This is a genomic window from Streptomyces sp. NPDC025793, from assembly GCF_055558375.1.
The window spans coordinates 1-19,749 of sequence record NZ_JBVHMR010000012.1 but is presented as its reverse complement, the minus strand read 5'-3'; the positions used below and the strand labels follow the sequence as shown (position 1 = coordinate 19,749).

At 70.8% G+C, this 19,749-nt stretch carries 16 protein-coding genes, 1 tRNA gene and 1 pseudogene; 8 read left to right on the top strand and 10 right to left on the bottom strand.

Annotated features, from left to right (window positions below; all coding sequences use genetic code 11):
- Positions 1-23: 23 nt before the first annotated feature.
- Positions 24-2,537, bottom strand: a complete 2,514-nt coding sequence (locus ACZ4MF_RS22800; RefSeq protein ID WP_467493769.1) for a DEAD/DEAH box helicase — start codon at positions 2,535-2,537, stop codon at positions 24-26.
- 145 nt (positions 2,538-2,682) lie between these two features.
- Here ACZ4MF_RS22800 and ACZ4MF_RS22795 point away from each other — a divergent pair, with 145 nt between their 5' ends.
- Positions 2,683-3,477: a metal-dependent hydrolase gene (locus ACZ4MF_RS22795; RefSeq protein ID WP_467493768.1), complete on the top strand. Its 795-nt coding sequence runs from the start codon at positions 2,683-2,685 to the stop codon at positions 3,475-3,477.
- An 89-nt stretch (positions 3,478-3,566) separates the two neighbouring features.
- Here the strand turns inward: ACZ4MF_RS22795 and ACZ4MF_RS22790 are convergent, their stop codons facing one another.
- The 4 genes from ACZ4MF_RS22790 to ACZ4MF_RS22775 all read right to left on the bottom strand — a co-directional run bounded on the left by ACZ4MF_RS22790 (position 3,567) and on the right by ACZ4MF_RS22775 (position 8,458).
- On the bottom strand, positions 3,567-3,830 hold the full coding sequence (locus tag ACZ4MF_RS22790; RefSeq protein ID WP_467493767.1) for a type B 50S ribosomal protein L31: 264 nt from the start codon (positions 3,828-3,830) through the stop codon (positions 3,567-3,569).
- Between the two features lie 42 nt (positions 3,831-3,872).
- Positions 3,873-4,343 carry a DUF5709 domain-containing protein gene (locus ACZ4MF_RS22785; RefSeq protein ID WP_356023362.1) on the bottom strand — a complete coding sequence of 157 codons (471 nt, stop codon included), beginning with the start codon at positions 4,341-4,343 and terminating at the stop codon, positions 3,873-3,875.
- 531 nt (positions 4,344-4,874) lie between these two features.
- Positions 4,875-6,656: an ABC transporter ATP-binding protein gene (locus ACZ4MF_RS22780; RefSeq protein ID WP_467493766.1), complete on the bottom strand. Its 1,782-nt coding sequence runs from the start codon at positions 6,654-6,656 to the stop codon at positions 4,875-4,877.
- The gene (locus ACZ4MF_RS22775; RefSeq protein ID WP_467493765.1) at positions 6,653-8,458 is read right to left on the bottom strand and encodes an ABC transporter ATP-binding protein; all 1,806 of its coding nucleotides are present in this window, start codon (positions 8,456-8,458) and stop codon (positions 6,653-6,655) included. The genes ACZ4MF_RS22780 and ACZ4MF_RS22775 overlap by 4 nt, the downstream gene beginning before the upstream one ends.
- 330 nt (positions 8,459-8,788) lie before the next feature.
- On the opposite strand from ACZ4MF_RS22775, the gene ACZ4MF_RS22770 reads away from it, so the two are divergent.
- Both ACZ4MF_RS22770 and ACZ4MF_RS22765 read left to right on the top strand, forming a co-directional pair.
- The gene (locus ACZ4MF_RS22770; RefSeq protein WP_467493764.1) at positions 8,789-9,508 is read left to right on the top strand and encodes a hypothetical protein; all 720 of its coding nucleotides are present in this window, start codon (positions 8,789-8,791) and stop codon (positions 9,506-9,508) included.
- Positions 9,509-9,560: 52 nt separating this feature from the next.
- On the top strand, positions 9,561-11,171 hold the full coding sequence (locus ACZ4MF_RS22765; RefSeq protein WP_467493763.1) for a peptide-N4-asparagine amidase: 1,611 nt from the start codon (positions 9,561-9,563) through the stop codon (positions 11,169-11,171).
- A 226-nt stretch (positions 11,172-11,397) separates the two neighbouring features.
- Here ACZ4MF_RS22765 and ACZ4MF_RS22760 read toward each other — a convergent pair whose 3' ends face one another.
- Entirely contained in the window at positions 11,398-11,847 is a 450-nt protein-coding gene (locus ACZ4MF_RS22760; RefSeq protein ID WP_467493762.1) for a MarR family winged helix-turn-helix transcriptional regulator, read from the bottom strand.
- Between the two features lie 114 nt (positions 11,848-11,961).
- Here ACZ4MF_RS22760 and ACZ4MF_RS22755 point away from each other — a divergent pair, with 114 nt between their 5' ends.
- Positions 11,962-13,770, top strand: a complete 1,809-nt coding sequence (locus ACZ4MF_RS22755; RefSeq protein ID WP_467493761.1) for an ABC transporter ATP-binding protein — start codon at positions 11,962-11,964, stop codon at positions 13,768-13,770.
- A gap of 186 nt (positions 13,771-13,956) precedes the next feature.
- Here the strand turns inward: ACZ4MF_RS22755 and ACZ4MF_RS22750 are convergent, their stop codons facing one another.
- Positions 13,957-15,036: an NAD(P)-binding domain-containing protein gene (locus tag ACZ4MF_RS22750; RefSeq protein ID WP_467493760.1), complete on the bottom strand. Its 1,080-nt coding sequence runs from the start codon at positions 15,034-15,036 to the stop codon at positions 13,957-13,959.
- A gap of 78 nt (positions 15,037-15,114) precedes the next feature.
- Between ACZ4MF_RS22750 and ACZ4MF_RS22745 the strand changes: the two genes are divergently transcribed.
- The gene (locus tag ACZ4MF_RS22745; RefSeq protein ID WP_467493759.1) at positions 15,115-15,621 is read left to right on the top strand and encodes a hypothetical protein; all 507 of its coding nucleotides are present in this window, start codon (positions 15,115-15,117) and stop codon (positions 15,619-15,621) included.
- Positions 15,528-15,776: pseudogene (locus tag ACZ4MF_RS22740) on the top strand (WD40 repeat domain-containing protein); the annotation flags it as partial. The gene ACZ4MF_RS22745 and the pseudogene ACZ4MF_RS22740, both read left to right, overlap by 94 nt.
- A 216-nt stretch (positions 15,777-15,992) precedes the next feature.
- Here ACZ4MF_RS22740 and ACZ4MF_RS22735 read toward each other — a convergent pair.
- From ACZ4MF_RS22735 to ACZ4MF_RS22725, 3 genes are all read right to left on the bottom strand, one after another.
- Positions 15,993-17,000 carry an ABC transporter substrate-binding protein gene (locus ACZ4MF_RS22735; RefSeq protein WP_467493758.1) on the bottom strand — a complete coding sequence of 336 codons (1,008 nt, stop codon included), beginning with the start codon at positions 16,998-17,000 and terminating at the stop codon, positions 15,993-15,995.
- A 61-nt stretch (positions 17,001-17,061) separates the two neighbouring features.
- Positions 17,062-17,808 (bottom strand): ABC transporter ATP-binding protein, encoded by a 747-nt coding sequence (locus tag ACZ4MF_RS22730; RefSeq protein WP_467493757.1) that lies wholly within the window; start codon positions 17,806-17,808, stop codon positions 17,062-17,064.
- Positions 17,781-18,683 (bottom strand): ABC transporter permease, encoded by a 903-nt coding sequence (locus tag ACZ4MF_RS22725; RefSeq protein WP_467493756.1) that lies wholly within the window; start codon positions 18,681-18,683, stop codon positions 17,781-17,783. Before ACZ4MF_RS22725 ends, ACZ4MF_RS22730 begins: the two co-directional genes overlap by 28 nt.
- Before the next feature lie 381 nt (positions 18,684-19,064).
- Here ACZ4MF_RS22725 and ACZ4MF_RS22720 point away from each other — a divergent pair, with 381 nt between their 5' ends.
- Positions 19,065-19,493 (top strand): secondary thiamine-phosphate synthase enzyme YjbQ, encoded by a 429-nt coding sequence (locus ACZ4MF_RS22720; RefSeq protein ID WP_467493755.1) that lies wholly within the window; start codon positions 19,065-19,067, stop codon positions 19,491-19,493.
- A gap of 30 nt (positions 19,494-19,523) precedes the next feature.
- A tRNA-Ile gene (locus tag ACZ4MF_RS22715) sits at positions 19,524-19,608 on the top strand.
- Positions 19,609-19,749: the final 141 nt, after the last annotated feature.

Here is a 19,749-nt window from a genome sequence, read left to right as displayed (position 1 = left end):
GCTCACACCTGGTCGGGCACGGCTCACAGCTGGCCGACTTCGGTGACGCGCACGACGGCACGTCCCTCGGCGTCCGAGGCCGCGAGATCGATCTCCGCGCTGATGCCCCAGTCGTGATCGTTGTTCGGGTCGTCGAAGATCTGGCGGACGCGCCAGAGTCCGTTCTCCGGCTCCTCCTTGATGATCAGCAGCTTGGGGCCACGGGCATCGGGGCCGGTGCCGAGATCCTCGTACTCGTCCCAGTACTTGTCCATCGCCTCGCCCCAGGCGTCGGCGTCCCAGCCGGAGTCGGCGTCCATCTCGCCGAGTTCATCGACCTGATCGAGGGCGGCCAGCTCCGCGCGGCGGAACATGGCGTTGCGGACCAGCACCCGGAAGGCTCGCGCGTTGGCGGTGACCGGCTTGACCTCGTCGGCCTTCTCCTGGGCCTCCTCGGCGGTCATCTCCTCCGGGTTGGCCAGCTGCTCCCACTCGTCGAGCAGGCTGGAGTCCACCTGGCGCACCATCTCGCCGAGCCACTCGATCAGATCCTGAAGGTCCTCGGACTTCAGGTCGTCCGGGATGGTGTGATCGAGTGTCTTGTAGGCGCTGGCGAGGTAGCGCAGCACGATGCCCTCAGTACGGGCCAGCTCGTAGAAGGACACCAACTCCGTGAAGGACAGCGCACGTTCGTACATGTCGCGGATGACGGACTTGGGCGAGAGCGGGTGGTCGCCGACCCAGGGGTGGCTCTTGCGGTAGGTGTTGTACGCGTGGAAGAGCAGCTCCTCCAGCGGCTTCGGGTACGTGATGTCCTGGAGGCGTTCCATGCGCTCCTCGTACTCGACGCCGTCCGCCTTCATCGCGGCCACGGCCTCGCCGCGCGCCTTGTTCTGCTGGGCGACGAGGATCTGCCGCGGGTCGTCAAGGGTGGACTCGACGACGGACACCATGTCGAGCGCGTAGGACGGCGACTCGGGGTCGAGGAGTTCGAACGCGGCGAGCGCGAAGGTGGACAGCGGCTGGTTGAGCGCGAAGTCCTGCTGGAGGTCGACCGTGAGCCGGACGATGCGCCCCTCGGCGTCCGGCTTGTCGAGCTTCTCCACGATCCCGCCGTCGAGCAGCGAGCGGTAGATCGCGATGGCGCGGCGGATGTGCCGCAGCTGCTGCTTGCGCGGCTCGTGGTTGTCCTCCAGCAGATGACGCATCGCCTCGAAGGCGTTGCCCGGTCGGGCGATCACCGACAGCAGCATCGTGTGCGTCACCCGGAAGCGCGAGGTCAGCGGCTCGGGTTCGGAGGCGATCAGCTTCTCGAAGGTGTTCTCCGTCCAGGCGACGAAGCCCTCCGGTGCCTTTTTGCGTACGACCTTGCGCCGCTTCTTCGGGTCGTCGCCCGCCTTCGCCAGGGCCTTCTCGTTCTCGATGACGTGCTCGGGAGCCTGTGCCACGACGAGTCCGGCGGTGTCGAAGCCGGCCCGTCCGGCCCGGCCCGCGATCTGGTGGAACTCACGGGCCCGCAGAGTGCGGACGCGACTGCCGTCGTACTTGGTCAGCGCCGTGAACAGCACCGTGCGGATGGGCACGTTGACACCCACGCCGAGCGTGTCCGTGCCGCAGATGACCTTCAGCAGGCCCGCCTGGGCGAGCTTCTCCACCAGACGGCGGTACTTGGGCAGCATGCCGGCGTGGTGGACGCCGATGCCGTGCCGGACGTAGCGGGAGAGGTTGCGGCCGAACTTGGTGGTGAAGCGGAAATTGCCGATCAACTCGGCGATCTGGTCCTTCTCCTCGCGCGAGCACATGTTGATGCTCATCAGCGCCTGCGCCCGCTCCACGGCCTGCGCCTGCGTGAAGTGCACGATGTAGACGGGGGCCTGCCTGCTCTCCAGCAGATCGGTCAGTGTTTCCGTGAGCGGGGTGAGCTCGTACTCGTAGGAGAGAGGCACCGGGCGGGTCGCCGAGCGGACCACCGCCGTGGGGCGGCTCGTGCGGCGGGTGAGATCCTTCTCGAAGAAGGACATGTCGCCCAAAGTGGCGGACATCAGGATGAACTGCGCCTGGGGGAGCTCCAGCAGCGGGATCTGCCACGCCCAGCCGCGATCACCCTCGGCGTAGAAGTGGAACTCGTCCATGACGACCTGGCCGACGTCCGCGTCCTTGCCGTCGCGCAGCGCGATCGACGCCAGAACCTCGGCGGTGCAGCAGATCACGGGGGCATCGGCGTTCACGGAGGCGTCGCCGGTGAGCATGCCGACGTTCTCGGTGCCGAAGATCTTGCACAGCTCGAAGAACTTCTCGGACACCAGTGCCTTGATCGGGGCGGTGTAGAAGGTGACCTCGTCCCGGGCCAGCGCGGCGAAGTGCGCGCCCGCGGCGATCATGCTCTTGCCGGAACCGGTGGGTGTCGAGACGATCACGTTCGCCCCGGACACGACCTCGATCAGCGCCTCCTCCTGATGCGGGTAGAGGGTGAGGCCGCGCTCCTGCGCCCACGACTCGAAGGCTTCGTACAGGGCGTCGGGGTCGGCGGTCGGCGGCAGCTGATCGATGAGGGTCACGCACCCATCTTGCCTGGCCTGGCCCCCGAGAGGGGAATCGGCTGCGACGACGAAGATCACGGCAGCTACGCTGTGTCGCCGACGAAGCGTCAGCGCACCGGTTCAACTGGACAGCGATACACGAGGAATGGGGCGGGAAGCGGCCATGATGGGACCAGCACACTCACTGTCGGGGGCCGCGGCCTGGCTCGGGGCCGGAGCGGCCGCCGCGGCGTACGGACACCCGATGCCCTGGCCCGTCCTTCTCGTCGGTGCGCTGATCTGCGCCGGTGCCGCGCTCGCCCCGGACCTCGACCACAAGGCGGCGACCATCTCGCGCTCCTTCGGGCCGATCTCCCACTGGGTCTGCGAGATCGTCGACAAGCTGTCCTGGGCCGTCTACAAGGCGACGCGCATGAAGGGCGACCCGCGACGCAACGGCGGCCACCGCACGCTGACGCACACCTGGCTGTGGGCGGTCCTGCTCGGAGCCGGCGCCTCGGCGGCTGCTGTCACGGGCGACCGCTGGGCGGTGCTGGCGATCCTGTTCGTGCACATGGTGCTGGCAATCGAAGGCCTGCTGTGGCGGGCGGCCCGGGGTTCCAGCAGCGACATCCTCGTCTGGCTGCTGGCGGGGACCAGCGCGTGGATCCTCGCGGGCATCCTGGACAAGCCGGGCAACGGCTCGGACTGGTTGTTCACGGCGCCGGACCAGCAGTACCTGTGGCTGGGGCTGCCGATCGTGCTGGGCGCGCTGGTGCACGACCTCGGGGACGCGCTGACCGTGTCCGGCTGCCCGATCCTGTGGCCCATTCCGGTGGGCCGCAAGCGCTGGTACCCGGTGGGACCGCCGAAGGCGATACGGTTCCGGGCCGGCAGCTGGGTGGAGCTGAAGGTCCTGATGCCCGCGTTCATGCTGCTCGGCGGGGTGGGCTGCGCCGCCGCACTCAATGTGATCTGACAGCGGGCACGGCCCGGGCATCGGCCCGGGGCAGGCTCTGCGGTCGGTTCCGTCGCTCCGGCCCGGAGGGGCCGGGGCCCCGCTCCCGGTCAGCCTGCCTCGCCGGACTCTCCTCCGCCGTACCGGCGCTCGAAGCGGGCGATGCGGCCCTCGGCGTCGACCGTGCGAGCTCTGCCCGTGTAGAACGGGTGGCTCTCCGAGGAGATCTCCACGTCGACCACCGGGTAGCTCTCGCCGTCGTCCCACTCGATGGTCTGTTCGCTCTGCGCCGTCGACCGGCTCAGGAACGCGTATCCGGCGGCGCGGTCGCGGAAGACCACGGGGTGGTAGTCAGGGTGCTTGTCCTGCTGCATGGCGGCTCCTCGTGCGGGGCGGTCGGGCAGGGGGCCTGCGGGTCAGCCGGACAGGGAGTCCTCGTCGACGATGTGCATCGCTGCCTCTTCGGCGGAGGCGGCGGCACCGTCGATGCCGACATCGGTGGCGAGCAGGGCGGCCTCGTCGTCCTCGTGGGCACCCTCGTCGGGGGCCACCAGTCGGCCGGAGCGGAGGTCGCCGACCTCGTTGTCCAGGAGTTCCCCGTCGGTGCCGTCGCAGTCGCCGATGCCGTCGCCGTCGGGCGCGGAGAGGTCGGGCTGCTCCTCGGCGAGGCGCTGGTCCAGGGTCTCGCCCGCCTGGCGCTCGGCGGCCGTCACACCGGTGTGTTCCACCGCCCACGGCCGCTCGGGAGGGGACCAGCCACGGTCGAGCGGGTCGTCGACGCCGTCGAAGTCAAGTGTGTCCTCGACGTCGAGCACCCCCGAGTCCTCCCGGATCTCCGAGGGATCGGGTTGGTAGACATCGTCCCCCCAGCTGTCGGCGCTGTCCACGAGTACCTCCGGGTGATGAGGACGGCCGCATGCCACCGCACGGGGCGGCGGGCCGCCGACGCGTGCGGCACGGGTGCCACACGCCGCGAACCGGACGGTTCGCCGACGCTCCCCGAACCGGTGCCGCTCTCCAGCCTTCCACCCCGGCTCGGGACCGCGCAACGGCACGGCCCCCGGCGGAGGCCTGCGTGCGAATACGGGTACCCGGCAGGGCCCACCGCGACGGGGGCCGCCGAGTCCCGGTCCCCTCGTGTTTCGGCTGGGGCAGGACCCCTGGCGGGCCGGTGCACCGGAGCCCGGGCGGTCCGGGCTCCGGCTGTGGCGGCGTCCGCGTCGAGTCGGCCGGCCAGGGCCCGACCGCCCCGCTTGCCGGGAACCGAAGCCACCGCGGTCCCGGAAGCCACTCCGGTCCCGGCCCGCCGGGGCAGCCGAGGCATCGTGAGCACCATGACCGGTGCGACCGGCGGCGCGACCGGTACCGGCGGCGGATGCCTCACCCCGGTACCGATCGCCGGCCGCTCCGGCGAGTCCTCATCCGTGCCAGGAGCGCCACAGGGCCGCGTACGCGCCGTCGGCCGTGACCAGCTCGTCGTGGCTGCCCAGCTCGCTGATGCGGCCGTTCTCCACTACGGCGATCACGTCGGCGTCGTGGGCGGTGTGCAGGCGGTGGGCGATGGCGACCACCGTGCGCCCGTCCAGGACGCGGGCCAGGGAACGCTCCAGATGGCGGGCGGCACGCGGGTCGAGCAGCGAGGTCGCCTCGTCCAGGACCAGCGTGTGCGGATCGGCCAGCACCAGCCGGGCCAGCGCGATCTGCTGGGCCTGCGCCGGAGTGAGCGCCAGGCCGCCCGAGCCGACCTCGGTGTCCAGACCGTCGTCCAGGGCTCGCGCCCAGTCGTCCGCGTCGACCGCTCCCAGTGCCGCCCACAGCTCGGCGTCGGTGGCACTGGTGCGGGCCAGCAGGAGATTGTCGCGCAGGGAGCCGACGAAGACGTGGTGCTCCTGGTTGACGAGGGCGACGTGGGAGCGGACGCGTTCGGCCGGCATGCGGGACAGCTCGGCGCCGCCCAGTGTGATCGTGCCGTCCCGGGGTGCGTAGATCCCTGCCAGCAGCCTGCCCAGCGTGGACTTGCCGGCTCCCGACGGGCCGACCAGGGCCAGCCGGGTGCCCGGCGCGACCTCCAGCGAGACCTCGCGCAGCACGTCGACACCCTTGCGGTAGCCGAAGTGCACCCGGTCGGCGGACACGTCCCGCCCCTCGGGATCCAGCGAGGCGTCCCCGGCATCCGGTTCGATGTCGCGCACACCGACCAGCCGGGCCAGCGACACCTGGGCGACCTGCACCTCGTCGTACCAGCGCAGGATCAGGTTCACCGGGTCGACCAGCATCTGCGCGATCAGGGCGCCGGTGGTCAGCCGGCCCACGTCGAGCCAGCCGTGCAGCACGAAGACCCCGCCGACCATCAGGACCGAGCCGAGGACGATGACATGGACGGCGTTGATGACCGGGAACAGCACGGACCGCAGCCACAGGGTGTAGCGCTCCCAGGCCGTCCACTCCTTGATCCTCCGCTCCGACAGGGTGACACGGCGGGCGCCCAGGCGGTGCGCCTCGATGGTGTGGCCCGCGTCCACGGTCTCGGCGAGCGCGGCGGCGACGGCGGCGTACCCGGCCGCCTCGGAGCGGTAGCCGGAGGGCGCCCGCTTGAAGTACCAGCGGCATCCGGCCAGCAGCACCGGGACGGCGAGCAGCACGGCGGCGGCCAGCGGCGGGGCCGTCACGACGAGCCCGCCGAGCAGCAGCAGTGCCCACACGACACCGATCGCCAGCTGCGGCACGGCCTCGCGCATCGCGTTGGCCAGCCGGTCGATGTCGGTCGTGATACGGGAGAGCAGGTCGCCGGTGCCCGCCCGTTCCAGTACGCCCGGCGGCAGCCCGACGGAGCGGACGAGGAAGTCCTCGCGCAGGTCCGCCAGCATTCGCTCGCCGAGTACCGCACCCCGCAGCCGCACCTGGCGTACGAACACGGCCTGGACGGCCAGTGCGAGCACGAACAGTCCGATGGTCAGGCCCAGTTGGAGATCCCGGGAGTGGTCGGACACCCGCTCGACCAGGCCGCCGAGCAGGTACGGCCCCACCATGGAGGCGATCACGGCGACCGTGTTGACGGCGATGAGCAGCAGGAAGGCCCGCCGGTGCCGCCGGAACAGCTCGGTGACGTAGGCGCGCACGGTCGCGCTCGCGCCGACGGGCAGGGTGGTGGCGGTCGTCGGGGCCGCCGGGTCGTACGCCGGCGGCGCAACGCCGATCATGCGCTCTCCTCGATCTCTTCCAGCTCCTGGAGGGTGTCCAGCAGGACGTCTTCGTCGGTCGCGGCCAGTTCCTCGTCCGTCTGCCGCGTCACCACGGCGCGGTACCGCGGCTCGCTGTCGACCAGGTCGCGGTGCACGCCGACCGCCACGACCTCGCCCTCATGGACCAGGGCGACCCGGTCCGCACGGTCGAGCAGCAGCGGCGAGGAGGTGAAGACCACGGTCGTCCGGCCCGAGCGCAGCCGGTGCAGCCCGTCCGCGATCCTGGCCTCGGTGTGCGAGTCGACCGCGGAGGTCGGCTCGTCCAGCACCAGCACCTCGGGATCGGTGACCAACGACCGGGCCAGCGCGAGCCGTTGGCGCTGGCCGCCGGAGAGGGAGCGGCCACGCTCGGTGATGCGGGCGTCCATCGGGTCGGCGGCGTCCACCGATCCCTGGACGAGCGCGTCCAGCACGTCGGCGCACTGCGCGGCGGCCAGGGCGTCCTGGGCCGGCACCGCCGCGGAGGCGGGCACGTCGAGCAGTTCGCGCAGGGTGCCTGAGAGCAGCACCGGGTCCTTGTCCTGGACGAGGACGGCGGTCCGGGCGCTGTCCAGAGGGAGTTCGTCCAGGGCGATCCCGCCGAGCAGCACCGAGCGGCCCGGTTCGGCGGGGTGGCCGCCCAGCCGTTCCGCCAGACGTCCGGCCGCGTCGGGGTCGCCGCACACGACGGCGGTGAGCCGGCCGGCGGGAGCGAGCAGCTTGGTGTCGGGGTCGTACAGATCCCCGGTCGGCACCTCGGCCGCGCGGGTGCCGGCGGTGGCCGTGGACCGCTCCAGCGCCAGCACCCGGGCCGCCCGTTTGGCCGACGGGCGGGAGAAGGAGTACGCCATGGCGATTTCCTCGAAGTGCCGCAGCGGGTAGTTGAGGACCATGACCGCGCTGTAGACGGTGACGAGTTCGCCGACGGTGATCCGGCCCTGGCGGGCCAGGTGGATGCCGTGCCAGACGACCGCGATGAGCAGCAGTCCGGGCAGCAGCACCTGGATGGCGGAGATCAGCGACCACATCCGGGCGCTGTGCACGGCGGCGCGCCGTACCTCCTGCGAGGCCCGGCGGTAGCGGTCGAGGAACAGTTCCTCGCCGCCGATGCCGCGCAGCACGCGCAGTCCGGCGACCGTGTCCGAGGCCAGCTCGGTGGCCCGGCCCGCCTTCTCGCGCTGTACATCGGCGCGGCGTGTGGCCCGGGGCAGCAGCGGCAGCACCGAGACCGCGACGATCGGCAGTCCGATCGCGACGACCACGCCCAGGGCGGGCTGATAGACGAGGAGGCCGACACCGACCACGACGACCGTGAGTGCCGCGGCGGTGAACCGGGAGATCGCCTCGACGAACCAGCCGATCTTCTCGACGTCGCCGGTGGACACGGCCACTACTTCGCCGGCGGCGACCCGCCGGGTCAGGGCGGAGCCGAGCTGGGAGGCCTTGCGGGCGAGCAGTTGCTGGACCCGGGCGGCGGCCGTGATCCAGTTGGTGACCGCGGCCCGGTGCAGGAAGGTGTCGCCGAGGGCGATGCCCGTGCCGCACAGCAGCATCAGAGCGCCCGTCAGGGCGAGCCGGGTGCCGGAGCGGTCGACGACGGCCTGCACGGCCAGGCCGACACAGAAGGGCAGGGCCGAGACGGAGACGAAGTGGAGCAGGCCCCAGGCGAGTGCCTTCAGCTGTCCGCCCAGCTGGTTGCGCCAGAGCCACCACAGGAATCGGGGGCCGGAACGCGTGTCCGGTACCCCCGGATCGGAATACGGAAGGTCTTGAATCTGCATGACGTCCCAGTGGCTCGTGTCAGGGAGGGGGAGACGGAGGGGTGTGCCAACAAGCCGTGAAAGGTTCGCGTCGCAGAGTGGTGAATTTCAAACGGTTTTCCCGGCGGACCGGCCGAATCAACCGGCTTCCGGCCACGGATCCATGAGGTCGAGGGCGAGGCCGACATCCACGTCGGGAGCCCGGTCGTGGTCGGCGGCCGGGTGATCAGATTCCGTGCAGGTCACTGCTGCTGTGCTGTCGGCCAACCCGGTGAAATGAGAGGATTAGTCACATGATCGATCGTTATGTGATGCCACCATGGTCGTGTGAGGATCTACAGCGTGCGGCTCGTGGCGGCCGCGGTGACGATCGGGGCTGTCCTGGCGACCCTTTCCGGGTGCGGCAGTGACGGATCGTCGGGCCCTGTCGACACCGGCGGTGCGCAGGGTCTTCGCGCCCCGGGCGTGGCGGCGCTGCCCGCGACCGATCCGACCCGTATCCCGGACGTCGGCGAGGGCCTCCAACGCCGGATCCCCGCCGACACCGGTCAGGTCCTGGCGGTGTACGGCGAGGGCGAGGATTCACCCGACGCCACGGCGGTGTTCTACATGAAGGAGGGTCCGGAGTGGCGGCGGGTGGCCCGTTGGGCCGCCCACAATGGCCGGAAGGGCTGGACCCTGGAGCATTATTCGGGCGACGACCGCAGTCCTGTCGGCGTGTTCGGCCTCACCGATGCGGGTGGCGTGCTCGACGACCCCGGCAGCAGGCTGCCGTACGACCAGGACTACGTGGCCTACGCACCGACGGTCAATGCCGTGGCGTACGACCATGTTTTCGACTATGTCATCGCGATCGACTACAACCGCCTGCCGGGTACAGTGCCGCACGACCCCACCCGCCCCCTGGGTGAGGACAGAGGCGGCGGTATCTGGCTGCACCTCGATCACGGCGACGGCACGTCCGGTTGTGTCAGCCTGCCCAAGGGGGCGATGAAGTTCCTGCTGCGCACGCTCGACCCGGCTCAGCATCCGATGATGGTGATGGGGGACGAGAGAGAATTGCGCGCCTGAGGCGACGAGGCGTCATTGCGGGGCGGGGCCGACTGCCCGTAGAACACGGGCCATGAGAAGACGGATAGTCATGTCCATGCTTGCCGGAGTGACCCTCCTGGCAAGCGCGCTCTTCGGCACAGGGGCCGTCACCGCCCAAGCGGCCGACGTGCCGACCGAGTTCGGCACCGACTGGCACGATCCGGTCACTGCCGCACCGCCCGTCGACCGGCCGCACACCACGTCATGCCAGGTCACCCTGGCCGACGCCCAGTTCCGCGACTTCACGCCCTATCGCGGCGCTTACACCCCGCCCCAGGGCTGTGGCGACCACTGGAGCAAGGTCGTCCTGCGCCTCGACGGCAAGGTGAAGGGCCGTCAGTACGACCGGCTCGGCTATCTGCACGTCGGCGGGGTCGAGATCCTGCGCACCTCCACCCCGGAGCCCTCGCCCGACGGCATCGCGTGGCACGTCGAGAAGGACGTCACCCGATACAGCGACACCTTTCGCGGCCCGCAGGACGTCGAGATGCTGATCGGCAACGTGGTGGACGGCACGTACACCGGCGTCATCGACGTGCACGTCACGCTGACCTTCTACGCGGGCCGCGCCGCCGAGCGCACCCCCGACCGGGTCCTCACCCTGACGGACACGCCGCACGGCACGACTCTCACCACGCCGCGCAACAGTGAGCGCATCGTCGCCGAGGTGTACGCGACCGGTTCGGGCGGCGGCTGCGAGGAGTTCTGGTATCTGACCGTGGCCGACCCGGCCTCGTACTCCTGCAAGGCCGATCACGGCCCCTATCGCGAGGTGCAGGTCAAGGTCGACGGCCGACTCGCCGGAATCGCCGCACCGTTCCCGAACGTCTGGACGGGGGGCTGGTCCGATCCCTTCCTCTGGTACGTCATCCCGGCACCGGGCGCCTTCGACGTGCGGCCCGTCCAGTACGACCTCACGCCTTTCGCGGGCCTGCTGAACGACGGCCGTCCGCACCAGGTCGAGGTCTCGGTCGTCGGCGTGCCCGCGGGGCAGTCGGGCTGGAGCACGCCGGTGAACGTACTGGTCTGGCAGGACGCGCACCGTGCCCGGGTCACCGGCGCGCTCACCGCGGACACGGCGACGAACCTCGTCAACTCCTCGACGTACACGCCGGGTTCGGAGAACCGGGTGAACACCCGGGCCGGACACCGCCTCACCGTCTCCGGCTACCTCGACACCTCGCACGGCCGTGTGACGACGACCGTCAGCCGCACCCTCGCCAACACCTCCGTGCACCGCTGGACCGAGGGTGAGAACACGGACGGGCTGGACGCGACCTGGACCGACGACGAGACGGTCACCACCGGCGGACACGGCCCCGCCCGGGGGACGCACACGCAGCGCACGTACACCTTGAACGGCACGACGACCGTCGGGACGGACAACCGGCTGCGCACGGTGTTGACGCTCGGCGACCATGCGTCGGTGACGCGGCGGCAGGACGGCCGGCGCGTCGCGTGGTCGCGGCTCGACGACACCTACAGTGGCGACGCGGCGTACACGCTCAACGTCCCGCGCGAGCAGCGGCACGCGGTCGGCACCTCCGGCGAGCGCTACCGCCGCTACGGCTCCGACGGCTGCTACGACCGTTCACTGGCCACGGCGCAGGGAGTGCTGACGGAGGATCGCAAGCGCTGCTGAGCACGGCCGTGCGGGATGCGCCGCGCGCGGGGTGATGTACGCGGCTGTGACACGGGTGTCGCGGAAGGGATCCATGACGCCATCGGGATGATCGGCATCGGAAGCCGCCTTCTGCATCACGGAAGTCCCGTTCGGCTTCCGTGAGTCCCGCGGTCCCCGGGAAGTGCCCGTGCCGCAGTTCGTGCCGTCGGTGGGCGGTGGCCTGCCGACGGGGCGGGCTCGGCCGTCAGCAGCTCCTGGCCGACTCCCCGTCGATCAGCGTGTCCAGCAGTACGCCGAGCACCGCGCGCTCCTTCTCGGTCAGCGGGGCCAGTATTTCCTCGGCCGCCGACCGGCGTGCGCCGCGCAGTTCGCGCAGGGTCGCGCGCCCCTCGTCGGTCAGCTCGATCCGCGTGACGCGCCGGTTCGCCGGATCTGCCGCCCGTCGTACCTTCCCGCTCGCCTCCAGCCCGTCGACCAGCGTCGTCACCGCGCGCGGCACCACCTCCAGGCGCTCGGCCAGGTCGGCCATGCGCGGAGGTGAGGGGTAGTGCGCGAGGGTGCGCAGCAGCCGGGACTGGGCCGGGGTGACGCCCAGATCGCGCCGCTCCAGATGGCGCTTCTGGATGCGGTGCACCCGTCGGGTGAGCCGCAGCAGTTGCTCGGCGAGCAGGCCGTCGGAATCGGGGGTGCTCATGCGGGAACAATATCAGGACGACATTCATTGTGAGTATAGGTAACAATGAGCTACGATCAGTCAGTCATCGTCGGCCGGTTCCTGACCGGCCCCCGTCCGTCTCCGTAGGAGCCCATGCATCCCGACCGTGAAACGTCCTGGACCCCACCTGCCGACGCCAAGGAACAGCCCCGGCAGGTGCGACGCATCCTGAAGCTCTTCCGTCCCTACCGCGGGCGGCTCGCCGTCGTCGGCCTGCTGGTCGGTGCCGCCTCGCTGGTCTCGGTGGCCACGCCGTTCCTGTTGAAGGCGACCCTCGACGTCGCCATTCCGCAGGGTCGGACCGGCCTGCTGAGCCTGCTCGCGCTCGGCATGATCCTGAGCGCGGTCCTCTCCAGCGTCTTCGGCGTGCTCCAGACGCTGATCTCGACCACCGTCGGCCAGCGCGTCATGCACGACCTGCGCACGGCCGTCTACGGCCGGCTCCAGCGCATGTCGCTCGCCTTCTTCACCCGCACCCGCACGGGCGAGGTGCAGTCCCGCATAGCCAACGACATCGGTGGCATGCAGGCCACCGTCACCTCCACGGCCACCTCCCTGGTCTCCAACGCCACCAGCGTGGTCGCCACGATCGTCGCGATGATCGCGCTCGACTGGCGGCTCACGATCGTCTCGCTTCTCCTGCTCCCGGTGTTCGTGTGGATCAGCCGCCGCGTGGGCAACGAACGCAAGAAGATCACCACGCAGCGCCAGAAGCAGATGGCCGCCATGGCCGCCACGGTCACCGAGTCGCTCTCGGTGAGCGGCATCCTGCTCGGCCGCACCATGGGCCGGTCGGACTCGCTGACCGCGTCCTTCGCCGAGGAGTCAGAGCGCCTGGTCGACCTCGAAGTGCGGTCGAACATGGCCGGGCGCTGGCGCATGGCCGTGATCACGATCGTCATGGCCGCGATGCCGGCCGTCATCTACTGGACCGCCGGTCTGGCCCTCCAGTTCGGTGGCCCGAAGGTCTCGCTCGGCACCATCGTCGCCTTCGTCTCGCTCCAGCAGGGCCTGTTCCGCCCGGCCGTGAGCCTGCTCGCGACCGGCGTCCAGATCCAGACCTCCCTCGCGCTCTTCCAGCGCATCTTCGAGTACCTCGACCTGCCGATCGACATCACCGAGCGCGAGCGGCCCGTCCACCTCGACCAGATCAAGGGCGAAGTCCGTCTGGAGGACGTCGAGTTCCGCTACGACAACGACGACAAGGTCCGCCCGGTCCTCGACGGCATCGACATCACCGTGCCCGCGGGCACCGGGCTCGCCGTGGTCGGCCCCACCGGCGCGGGCAAGTCCACGCTCGGCTATCTGGTGCCCAGGCTCTACGACGTCACCGGCGGTCGCGTCACGCTGGACGGCGTCGACGTCCGTGACCTCGACTTCGACACCCTCGCCCGCGCGGTCGGCGTCGTCTCGCAGGAGACGTACCTCTTCCACGCCACCGTCGCCGACAACCTCCGTTTCGCCAAGCCGGACGCCACCGACGAGGAACTGCACGCGGCCGCCGAGGCGGCGCAGATACACGACCACATAGCCGCGCTGCCCGACGGCTACGACACCGTCGTCGGTGAACGCGGTCACCGCTTCTCCGGCGGCGAGAAGCAGCGCCTCGCGATCGCCCGCACCATCCTGCGCGATCCGCCGGTCCTCATTCTCGACGAGGCGACCAGCGCGCTCGACACCCGTACGGAGGCCGCCGTCCAGGAGGCCATCGACGCCCTGTCCGCCGACCGGACCACGATCACCATCGCCCATCGCCTTTCCACGATCCGAGACGCCGACCAGATCGTGGTGCTGGACTCCGGCCGCGTCGCCGAACGCGGCACGCACGAAGAACTGCTGGAGCGAGACGGGCGGTACGCCGCCCTGGTGCGCCGGGACGCGCAGCTGGAGCCGGCCGGCTGAACCCGGGAGGGAGGGGCGACACGGTTCTCGGCTTCCGCTACCAGGCTGCCACCGCCACCGTCGCGGGCCTTGTCCAGGCCGAGGTCACGACGAAGGCGGACAGGGGCAAAGTCGCCCGGGCGTCCTCGACCGGTTGGATGGCGGAATGCCGTTGCAGATGGGTTGCGCCGCTTGTCCGCCGCCGTGTCACACGGCGACCGGCTGCTCCTCGGACAGCAACTGCCTGATGTCCCGTACGGCGGAGCGTCCGGCCCGGTTGGCGCCGATGGTGCTGGCCGAGGGGCCGTAGCCGACGAGGTGGACGCGGGGATCGGCGACGGCCCGGGTGCCCTCGACCCGGATCCCGCCGCCCGGCTCGCGCAGGCGCAGCGGGGTGAGGTGGTCCAGCGCGGCCCGGAACCCGGTGGCCCACAGAATGACGTCGGCGGTGACGCGGCGGCCATCGCTCCATTCCACCCCGTCCGGGGTGATCCGGTCGAACATCGGCTGCCGGTCCAGAACCCCGTCCGCGAGGCCCTGCCGGACGGCGTCGTTGAGGGGCAGCCCGGTGACGGAGACCACACTGCGCGGTGGCAGCCCCTGACGCACCCGCTCCTCCACCCGCGCGACCGCCTCCCGGCCCGCCTCCTGGTCGAACGGCCCCTCGCGGAACACCGGGGGCCGGCGGGTGACCCAGGTGGTCGCGGCCGCGTAGGGGGCCAGCTCCAGCAGATGCTGGGTGCCCGAGGCGCCGCCACCCACGACCACGACCCGCCTCCCGGCGAACTCCTCGGGACCGGCGTACTGGGCGGTGTGCAACTGCCGTCCCCGGAAGGTCTCCTGGCCGGGACAGCGAGGCCAGAACGGCCGGTCCCACGTGCCGGTCGCGTTGATCAGCGCTCGCGTGGACCAGGTGCCCGCCGAGGTCTCCACGGACAGCCGGCCGCGGGCGCCCTGCCTGACGGCCCGTACGTCGACGGGCCGCCGCACCCGCAGGTCGAAGGCGCGCTCGTAGCGGTCGAAGTACGCGCCGATGACCTCCGCCGACGGCCGCGCGGGATCGGCGCCCGTCAGCTCCATGCCGGGCAGCGCGTGCATTCCGTGCACCTTGCCGTACGTCAGTGAGGGCCACCGGAACTGCCAGGCGCCGCCCGGCGCGGGGGAGTGGTCGAGCACCACGAAGTCACGGTCCGGCTCGAAGCCGGTGCGCCGCAGGTGATAGGCGCTGGACAGCCCGGCCTGACCGGCTCCGATGACGACAACCTCGACCTCGCGCGATTCGTTCACGCTTCTACTAACTGGAGAGGGGGGCGGGGATCTTCCCGGGCCTGAGCCCTGGGGCCTGTCGTCACATTCCCGCCTGCCGTGCGGCGTCTGGCAGGCGCTCCCCCGGAGGGGGCACCTCCAGGCGTGTTGTCGTCGGTCGCCGACTTCCCCGCGCTCGGCTTCGCTCGCGCGGGAGGGGCCCTCACGCGTCGACTCCCTCCTCCGCCTTGCAACTGCACGCACCGAACGCCGCGCGGCCCGCCTCGGGCGGACGACGGGAATGTGACGACAGGCCCTAGCTGTCGTGGAGCTGGGCGACGTGTGTATCGTCCTCGCTGCCCCAGGCACGGTCGCGCCGGCTCCAGGGCTCGTAGGCGTTCGGATCGGTGGGCCGGGCGCTGGGTCGCGGTCCCGTACGGTCCTGCCCTGCGTGGACACGGCCGTCTTCTCGGTGGCTTCAGCCCGGACGCACGCACTCTCGCCTCCGGCAGTGACGACCGCACCGTACGCCTCTGGAACATCGACGACCCGCAGCATCCCGCTCTCGCCGGAATCCTCAGGGGCACGCCGACGCGGCGTTCAGCCGCGAGGCCCGGACCCTCGTGACGGCCGGCTACGACCGCACCGTACGCGTGTGGAATGTGGCCGACCTACAGCACCCCGCCCAGCTGGCCACACTCACCGGAGATACCGGTGCAAGCCAGTCCGTCGCCTTCAGCGCCGACGGCACCCGGGTGATCGGCGGCGGCTCCGACCACACCGCACAGATCTGGGAGACCACCGTACCCGCGGCCACCGCCCGGGCCTGCGCCGTGACCCCTCGCACGATCACCCACGCAGAGCGGCGGCGCCACCTGCCCGGCACCGCCTACCGGCCGCCCTGCCCCGGCTCTCCCCTGGGAGGAGAACCACCGGCCGAACTGCTCCGGTGGAGACACCGTGCTGTCCCCCGTGCCCTTCTCGGTCCCCGGCCGAGGTCACTTCTCGGCCGGTGTCGTCGACGGGGGCAGGCCGGTGTTGAAGCGGGTGTCCACGAAGTCGCCGAAGTCCACCTTCTTCGGAATCAGCTTCAACTCGGTGAAGGCGTCGGCGATCTGCTGCTCGGAGGCGACGAGAGGTTGGTCGACGGCGACGGCGACACGTGTGGAGTTGGTCCGCTTCACCGAGTCAAGCGCCACGTCGTACGGCAGCCCCGTGTCCTTGGCCCACACCCTGGCCCACTCCTGCTGATGGTCGTGGACCCAGGCCGTCGCTCGCCGCAGCCGGGTCAGGTAGTCCTTGACGGCGGCGGCCTTCTTCGGGTCCTTCAGCGCGGAGGGCGCGGCCACCTGGAAGGTGAGCCCGTTGGTGACGCCCTCGCCCGTGGTCAGCACCCGCCCCTGCCTGGCCCGCAGGATCTGGGAGGTGTACGGGTCCCAGACCGCCCATGCGTCGACCTTGCCGGAGGTGAACGCGGCGAGCGCATCGGCCGGTTGGAGGTACTTGACCTTGACGTCGGACAGGCTGAGCCCCGCCGCTCTGAGCGAGGCGATCAGCTGGTAGTGCGCGGACGAGCCCTGCGCCACGGCGACGGATCTGCCCCTGAGCTGCTTCGGACCGGTCAGCTTGGAGTCGCTGGGCACGAGGATCGTGTCGCCCTTGGACATGCCGTGCCAGGCGGCCACGACGGAGATCTTCGAACCGGCACCCGCCGCGAAGACGGGCGGGGTGTTGCCGACGCCGCCGATGTCGACGGCCTGCGCGTTCACGGCCTCCAACAGGGGCGGGCCGGAGGTGAAGGTGGACCACTTGATCTTGTAGTGCAGGTTCTTCAGCTCTCCCGCGGCGCGCAGGATGGCCTCAGAACCGCCCTTCTGGTCACCGACGTCGAGGGTGACCGAGCCCGTGCCGTCGGTGCCGGTGCTCGCGGACGAGTTCCCGCCGCAGGCGGTGAGCAGGAGCGCGAGGGGGAGGAGAGCTGCGGCGGGGACGAGTCGTCGTCGCATGGCGGTTCCGTTCGTGTGCGGGGGTGTCGAGTGCGGTGGGACGCGGGCGCGCATCGAGGGATCAGGCGGCTTCGGCGGCGGTGTTGACGCCGAGCCGTTCCAGCAGCCCGGCGCGGAGTGCGGCGAACCGGGGGTCGGTGATCTCGCGCGGCCGGTCGAGGTCGATGTGCTGCTCGTGGGCGATGCGGCCGTCGTCCATCACCAGGACGCGGTCGGCGAGCAGTACGGCCTCCTCGACGTCGTGCGTGACCAGCAGCACGGCGCAGCCGCGGCGCTGCCACAACTCCCCGACCAGGCGCTGGGCCTTGATCCGGGTGAGCGCGTCCAGCGCGCCGAACGGCTCGTCGAGCAGCAGCAGATCGGGCTCGCGAACCAGGGCGCGGGCGAGGGAGGCGCGCTGGGCCTCGCCGCCGGACAGCGTCCTCGGCCAGGCGTCGACCCGGTGGCCGAGCCCGACCTCGGCCAACGCCTCCTCGGCGACGGTGCGTTCGGGCTTGCCCGGCAGACCGAGCAGGACGTTGCGCCAGACCTTCTTCCAGGGCATCAGCCGAGGCGCCTGGAAGGCTACCGCCCTGCGGCGCGGGACCAGTGCGGTGCCCCGGATGTCGCGGTCGAGCCCGGCGAGGATGCGCAGCAGCGTCGACTTGCCGCAGCCGCTGCGGCCGAGCAGGGCGACGAACTCGCCGGGCGCGATGTCGAGACGCAGATCGTCGATGACCGTGCGGCCGTCGAAGGAGCGGGTGAGCCCCTCGACGTGCACGGCCCGGGTAGTCCGAGGGGTCACCGGCCGGTGAACGTCGGTCGCCATTGCAGCAACACCCTTTCGAGAGAACGGACGATGAAGTCGGCGAGCAGGCCGAGGAAGGCGTAGACGATCAGGCAGACCACGATCACGTCGGTCTGCAGGAAGTCCCGTGCCTGCACCATCAGGAAGCCGATACCGGAGTCGGCGTTGACCTGCTCGGCGAAGACCAGCGCGAGCCAGGCGATGCCGAGGGCGTACCGCAGCCCGGTCAGCGCGCCGGGCAGTGCGCCGGGAAGTACGACGTGCCGCACCAGCCCCCGGCGGGAGAGTCCCAACGACTCGCCGGCCTCGATGAGTTGGGCGTCGACGCCGCGGATGCCGGCGTACACGTTGAGGTAGAGCGGGAAGGTCACGCCGAGCGTGATGATGGCGATCTTCGGGGCCTCGCCGATGCCGAACCAGATGATGAACAGCGGGATGAGACCGACGAACGGCACCGTCCGCAGCATCTGCACCGGTGCGTCCACCACGTCCTCGCCGATCCGGAACAGCCCCGAGACCAGCGCGAGTCCGGTACCGGTCACGGTGCCGAAGAGCAGGCCGAGCGCGACGCGCCGGAGCGAGGTTCCCATGGCCGACGGCAGCGATCCGTCGCTGATCAGGTCCCAGCCGACCTGCGCGATCCGGCCCGGCGAGGCGAGCACGTCGGGCGTCAGGACGCCGGTTGCGCTGAGGAGTTGCCACAGAGCGAGCAGCAGGATCGGGCCTGTGGTGCGGCGCAGCCAGCGGGGGAGGCGCAGGGAGCGGGAGGAGGCGGGGACGACGGGTTGGAGGTCGAGGCCGGTGGCGTCCGCCCGCGCCGCCTCGGCCGACTCAGTCTTGGATATACCGGAAATATCGGGTTCAGGGGAGTTGGGTGGTGCATGGCTGATGCTCATGGAGGCTCCTCGGGGAGAGGGCGGGCGGAGAGACGGGGAAGGAAGGGGCCGTCTCTCAGGCCCGTCTCAGCGGCCGGTCACCGTCGTACGCGAGCAGCCGGACCAGGCGGCCACGGGTCTGCGGAATCGACGGCGAAGCGCGCCGGAGAGCGGAAGGGTGAAGCGGAAAAGGGCGTCAGCAGCCGCGGCGACACGCGGCGGAGGCCACCCAGAGCAGGTCGATGTGACCGCGCGTGGTGAGCAGGGCTGAACGCAACATGCGGCTGAACGTAGCCAGATGGACGGTCCACGGTCAACGGTGTCTCGCCCTGTGGACCATGGATATCGGCAGCCGGTCGCGCCGCCGAGGGGGGAGCCCGGCGTATGGGACAGGATGGGAGCATGCCAGATGCCTTCGCCACCCGAACGCTGCACGTCACCACCGGCTCGCGGGAGCGCGTCGTCGACCTCACCTCCGACTGCGACGACTTCCTGCGGGAGGCGGCGGCGGGCCGTGACGGGCTGCTCAATGTCTTCACCCCGCACGCGACCGCCGGGATCGCGGTCATCGAGACCGGCGCCGGCAGCGACGACGACCTCCTCGCCGCCCTGCACGCCCTGCTCCCCGCCGACGACCGCTGGCAGCACCGCCACGGCAGCCCCGGCCACGGCCGCGACCACGTCCTGCCGGCCCTCGTCCCGCCGCACGCGACCCTCCCCGTCATCGCCGGCCGTCTGGAACTGGGCACCTGGCAGTCGGTATGTCTGGTCGATACAAATCAGGATAATCCTCAACGAAAGGTGCGTCTCACGTATCTTGCGGGGGCCTGACCTCATTCCGCGTCCAGAGGTGGCTTCCTCGGGGTGAGTCGGGCGTAGCGGCGAGCCGAAGGGCAGCGGACTCATAATCCGTCGGCCGTGGGTTCGAGTCCCACCCGCCCCACCATGCAGGTTTCTGACCTGCAGAAACGTATCAGCGGGCATGCGGATTCAGTGGGCGTTAAGTCCGTTTCTGGTAGCGGCCTCGTCCGGGTTGGGTGAGGAAGCCTTGGCGGACGAGGCGTCCGAGGCGGCTGCGGGTGACGTT

Coding starts and splice junctions, on each gene's coding strand:
- ACZ4MF_RS22775 (WP_467493765.1), bottom strand. CDS start 8,458: ATGCAGATTCAAGACCTTCCGTATTCCGATCCGGGGGTACCGGACACG.
- ACZ4MF_RS22795 (WP_467493768.1), top strand. CDS start 2,683: ATGATGGGACCAGCACACTCACTGTCGGGGGCCGCGGCCTGGCTCGGG.
- ACZ4MF_RS22720 (WP_467493755.1), top strand. CDS start 19,065: ATGCCAGATGCCTTCGCCACCCGAACGCTGCACGTCACCACCGGCTCG.
- ACZ4MF_RS22755 (WP_467493761.1), top strand. CDS start 11,962: ATGCATCCCGACCGTGAAACGTCCTGGACCCCACCTGCCGACGCCAAG.
- ACZ4MF_RS22725 (WP_467493756.1), bottom strand. CDS start 18,683: ATGAGCATCAGCCATGCACCACCCAACTCCCCTGAACCCGATATTTCC.
- ACZ4MF_RS22735 (WP_467493758.1), bottom strand. CDS start 17,000: ATGCGACGACGACTCGTCCCCGCCGCAGCTCTCCTCCCCCTCGCGCTC.
- ACZ4MF_RS22760 (WP_467493762.1), bottom strand. CDS start 11,847: ATGAGCACCCCCGATTCCGACGGCCTGCTCGCCGAGCAACTGCTGCGG.
- ACZ4MF_RS22790 (WP_467493767.1), bottom strand. CDS start 3,830: ATGCAGCAGGACAAGCACCCTGACTACCACCCCGTGGTCTTCCGCGAC.
- ACZ4MF_RS22780 (WP_467493766.1), bottom strand. CDS start 6,656: ATGATCGGCGTTGCGCCGCCGGCGTACGACCCGGCGGCCCCGACGACC.
- ACZ4MF_RS22765 (WP_467493763.1), top strand. CDS start 9,561: ATGAGAAGACGGATAGTCATGTCCATGCTTGCCGGAGTGACCCTCCTG.
- ACZ4MF_RS22730 (WP_467493757.1), bottom strand. CDS start 17,808: ATGGCGACCGACGTTCACCGGCCGGTGACCCCTCGGACTACCCGGGCC.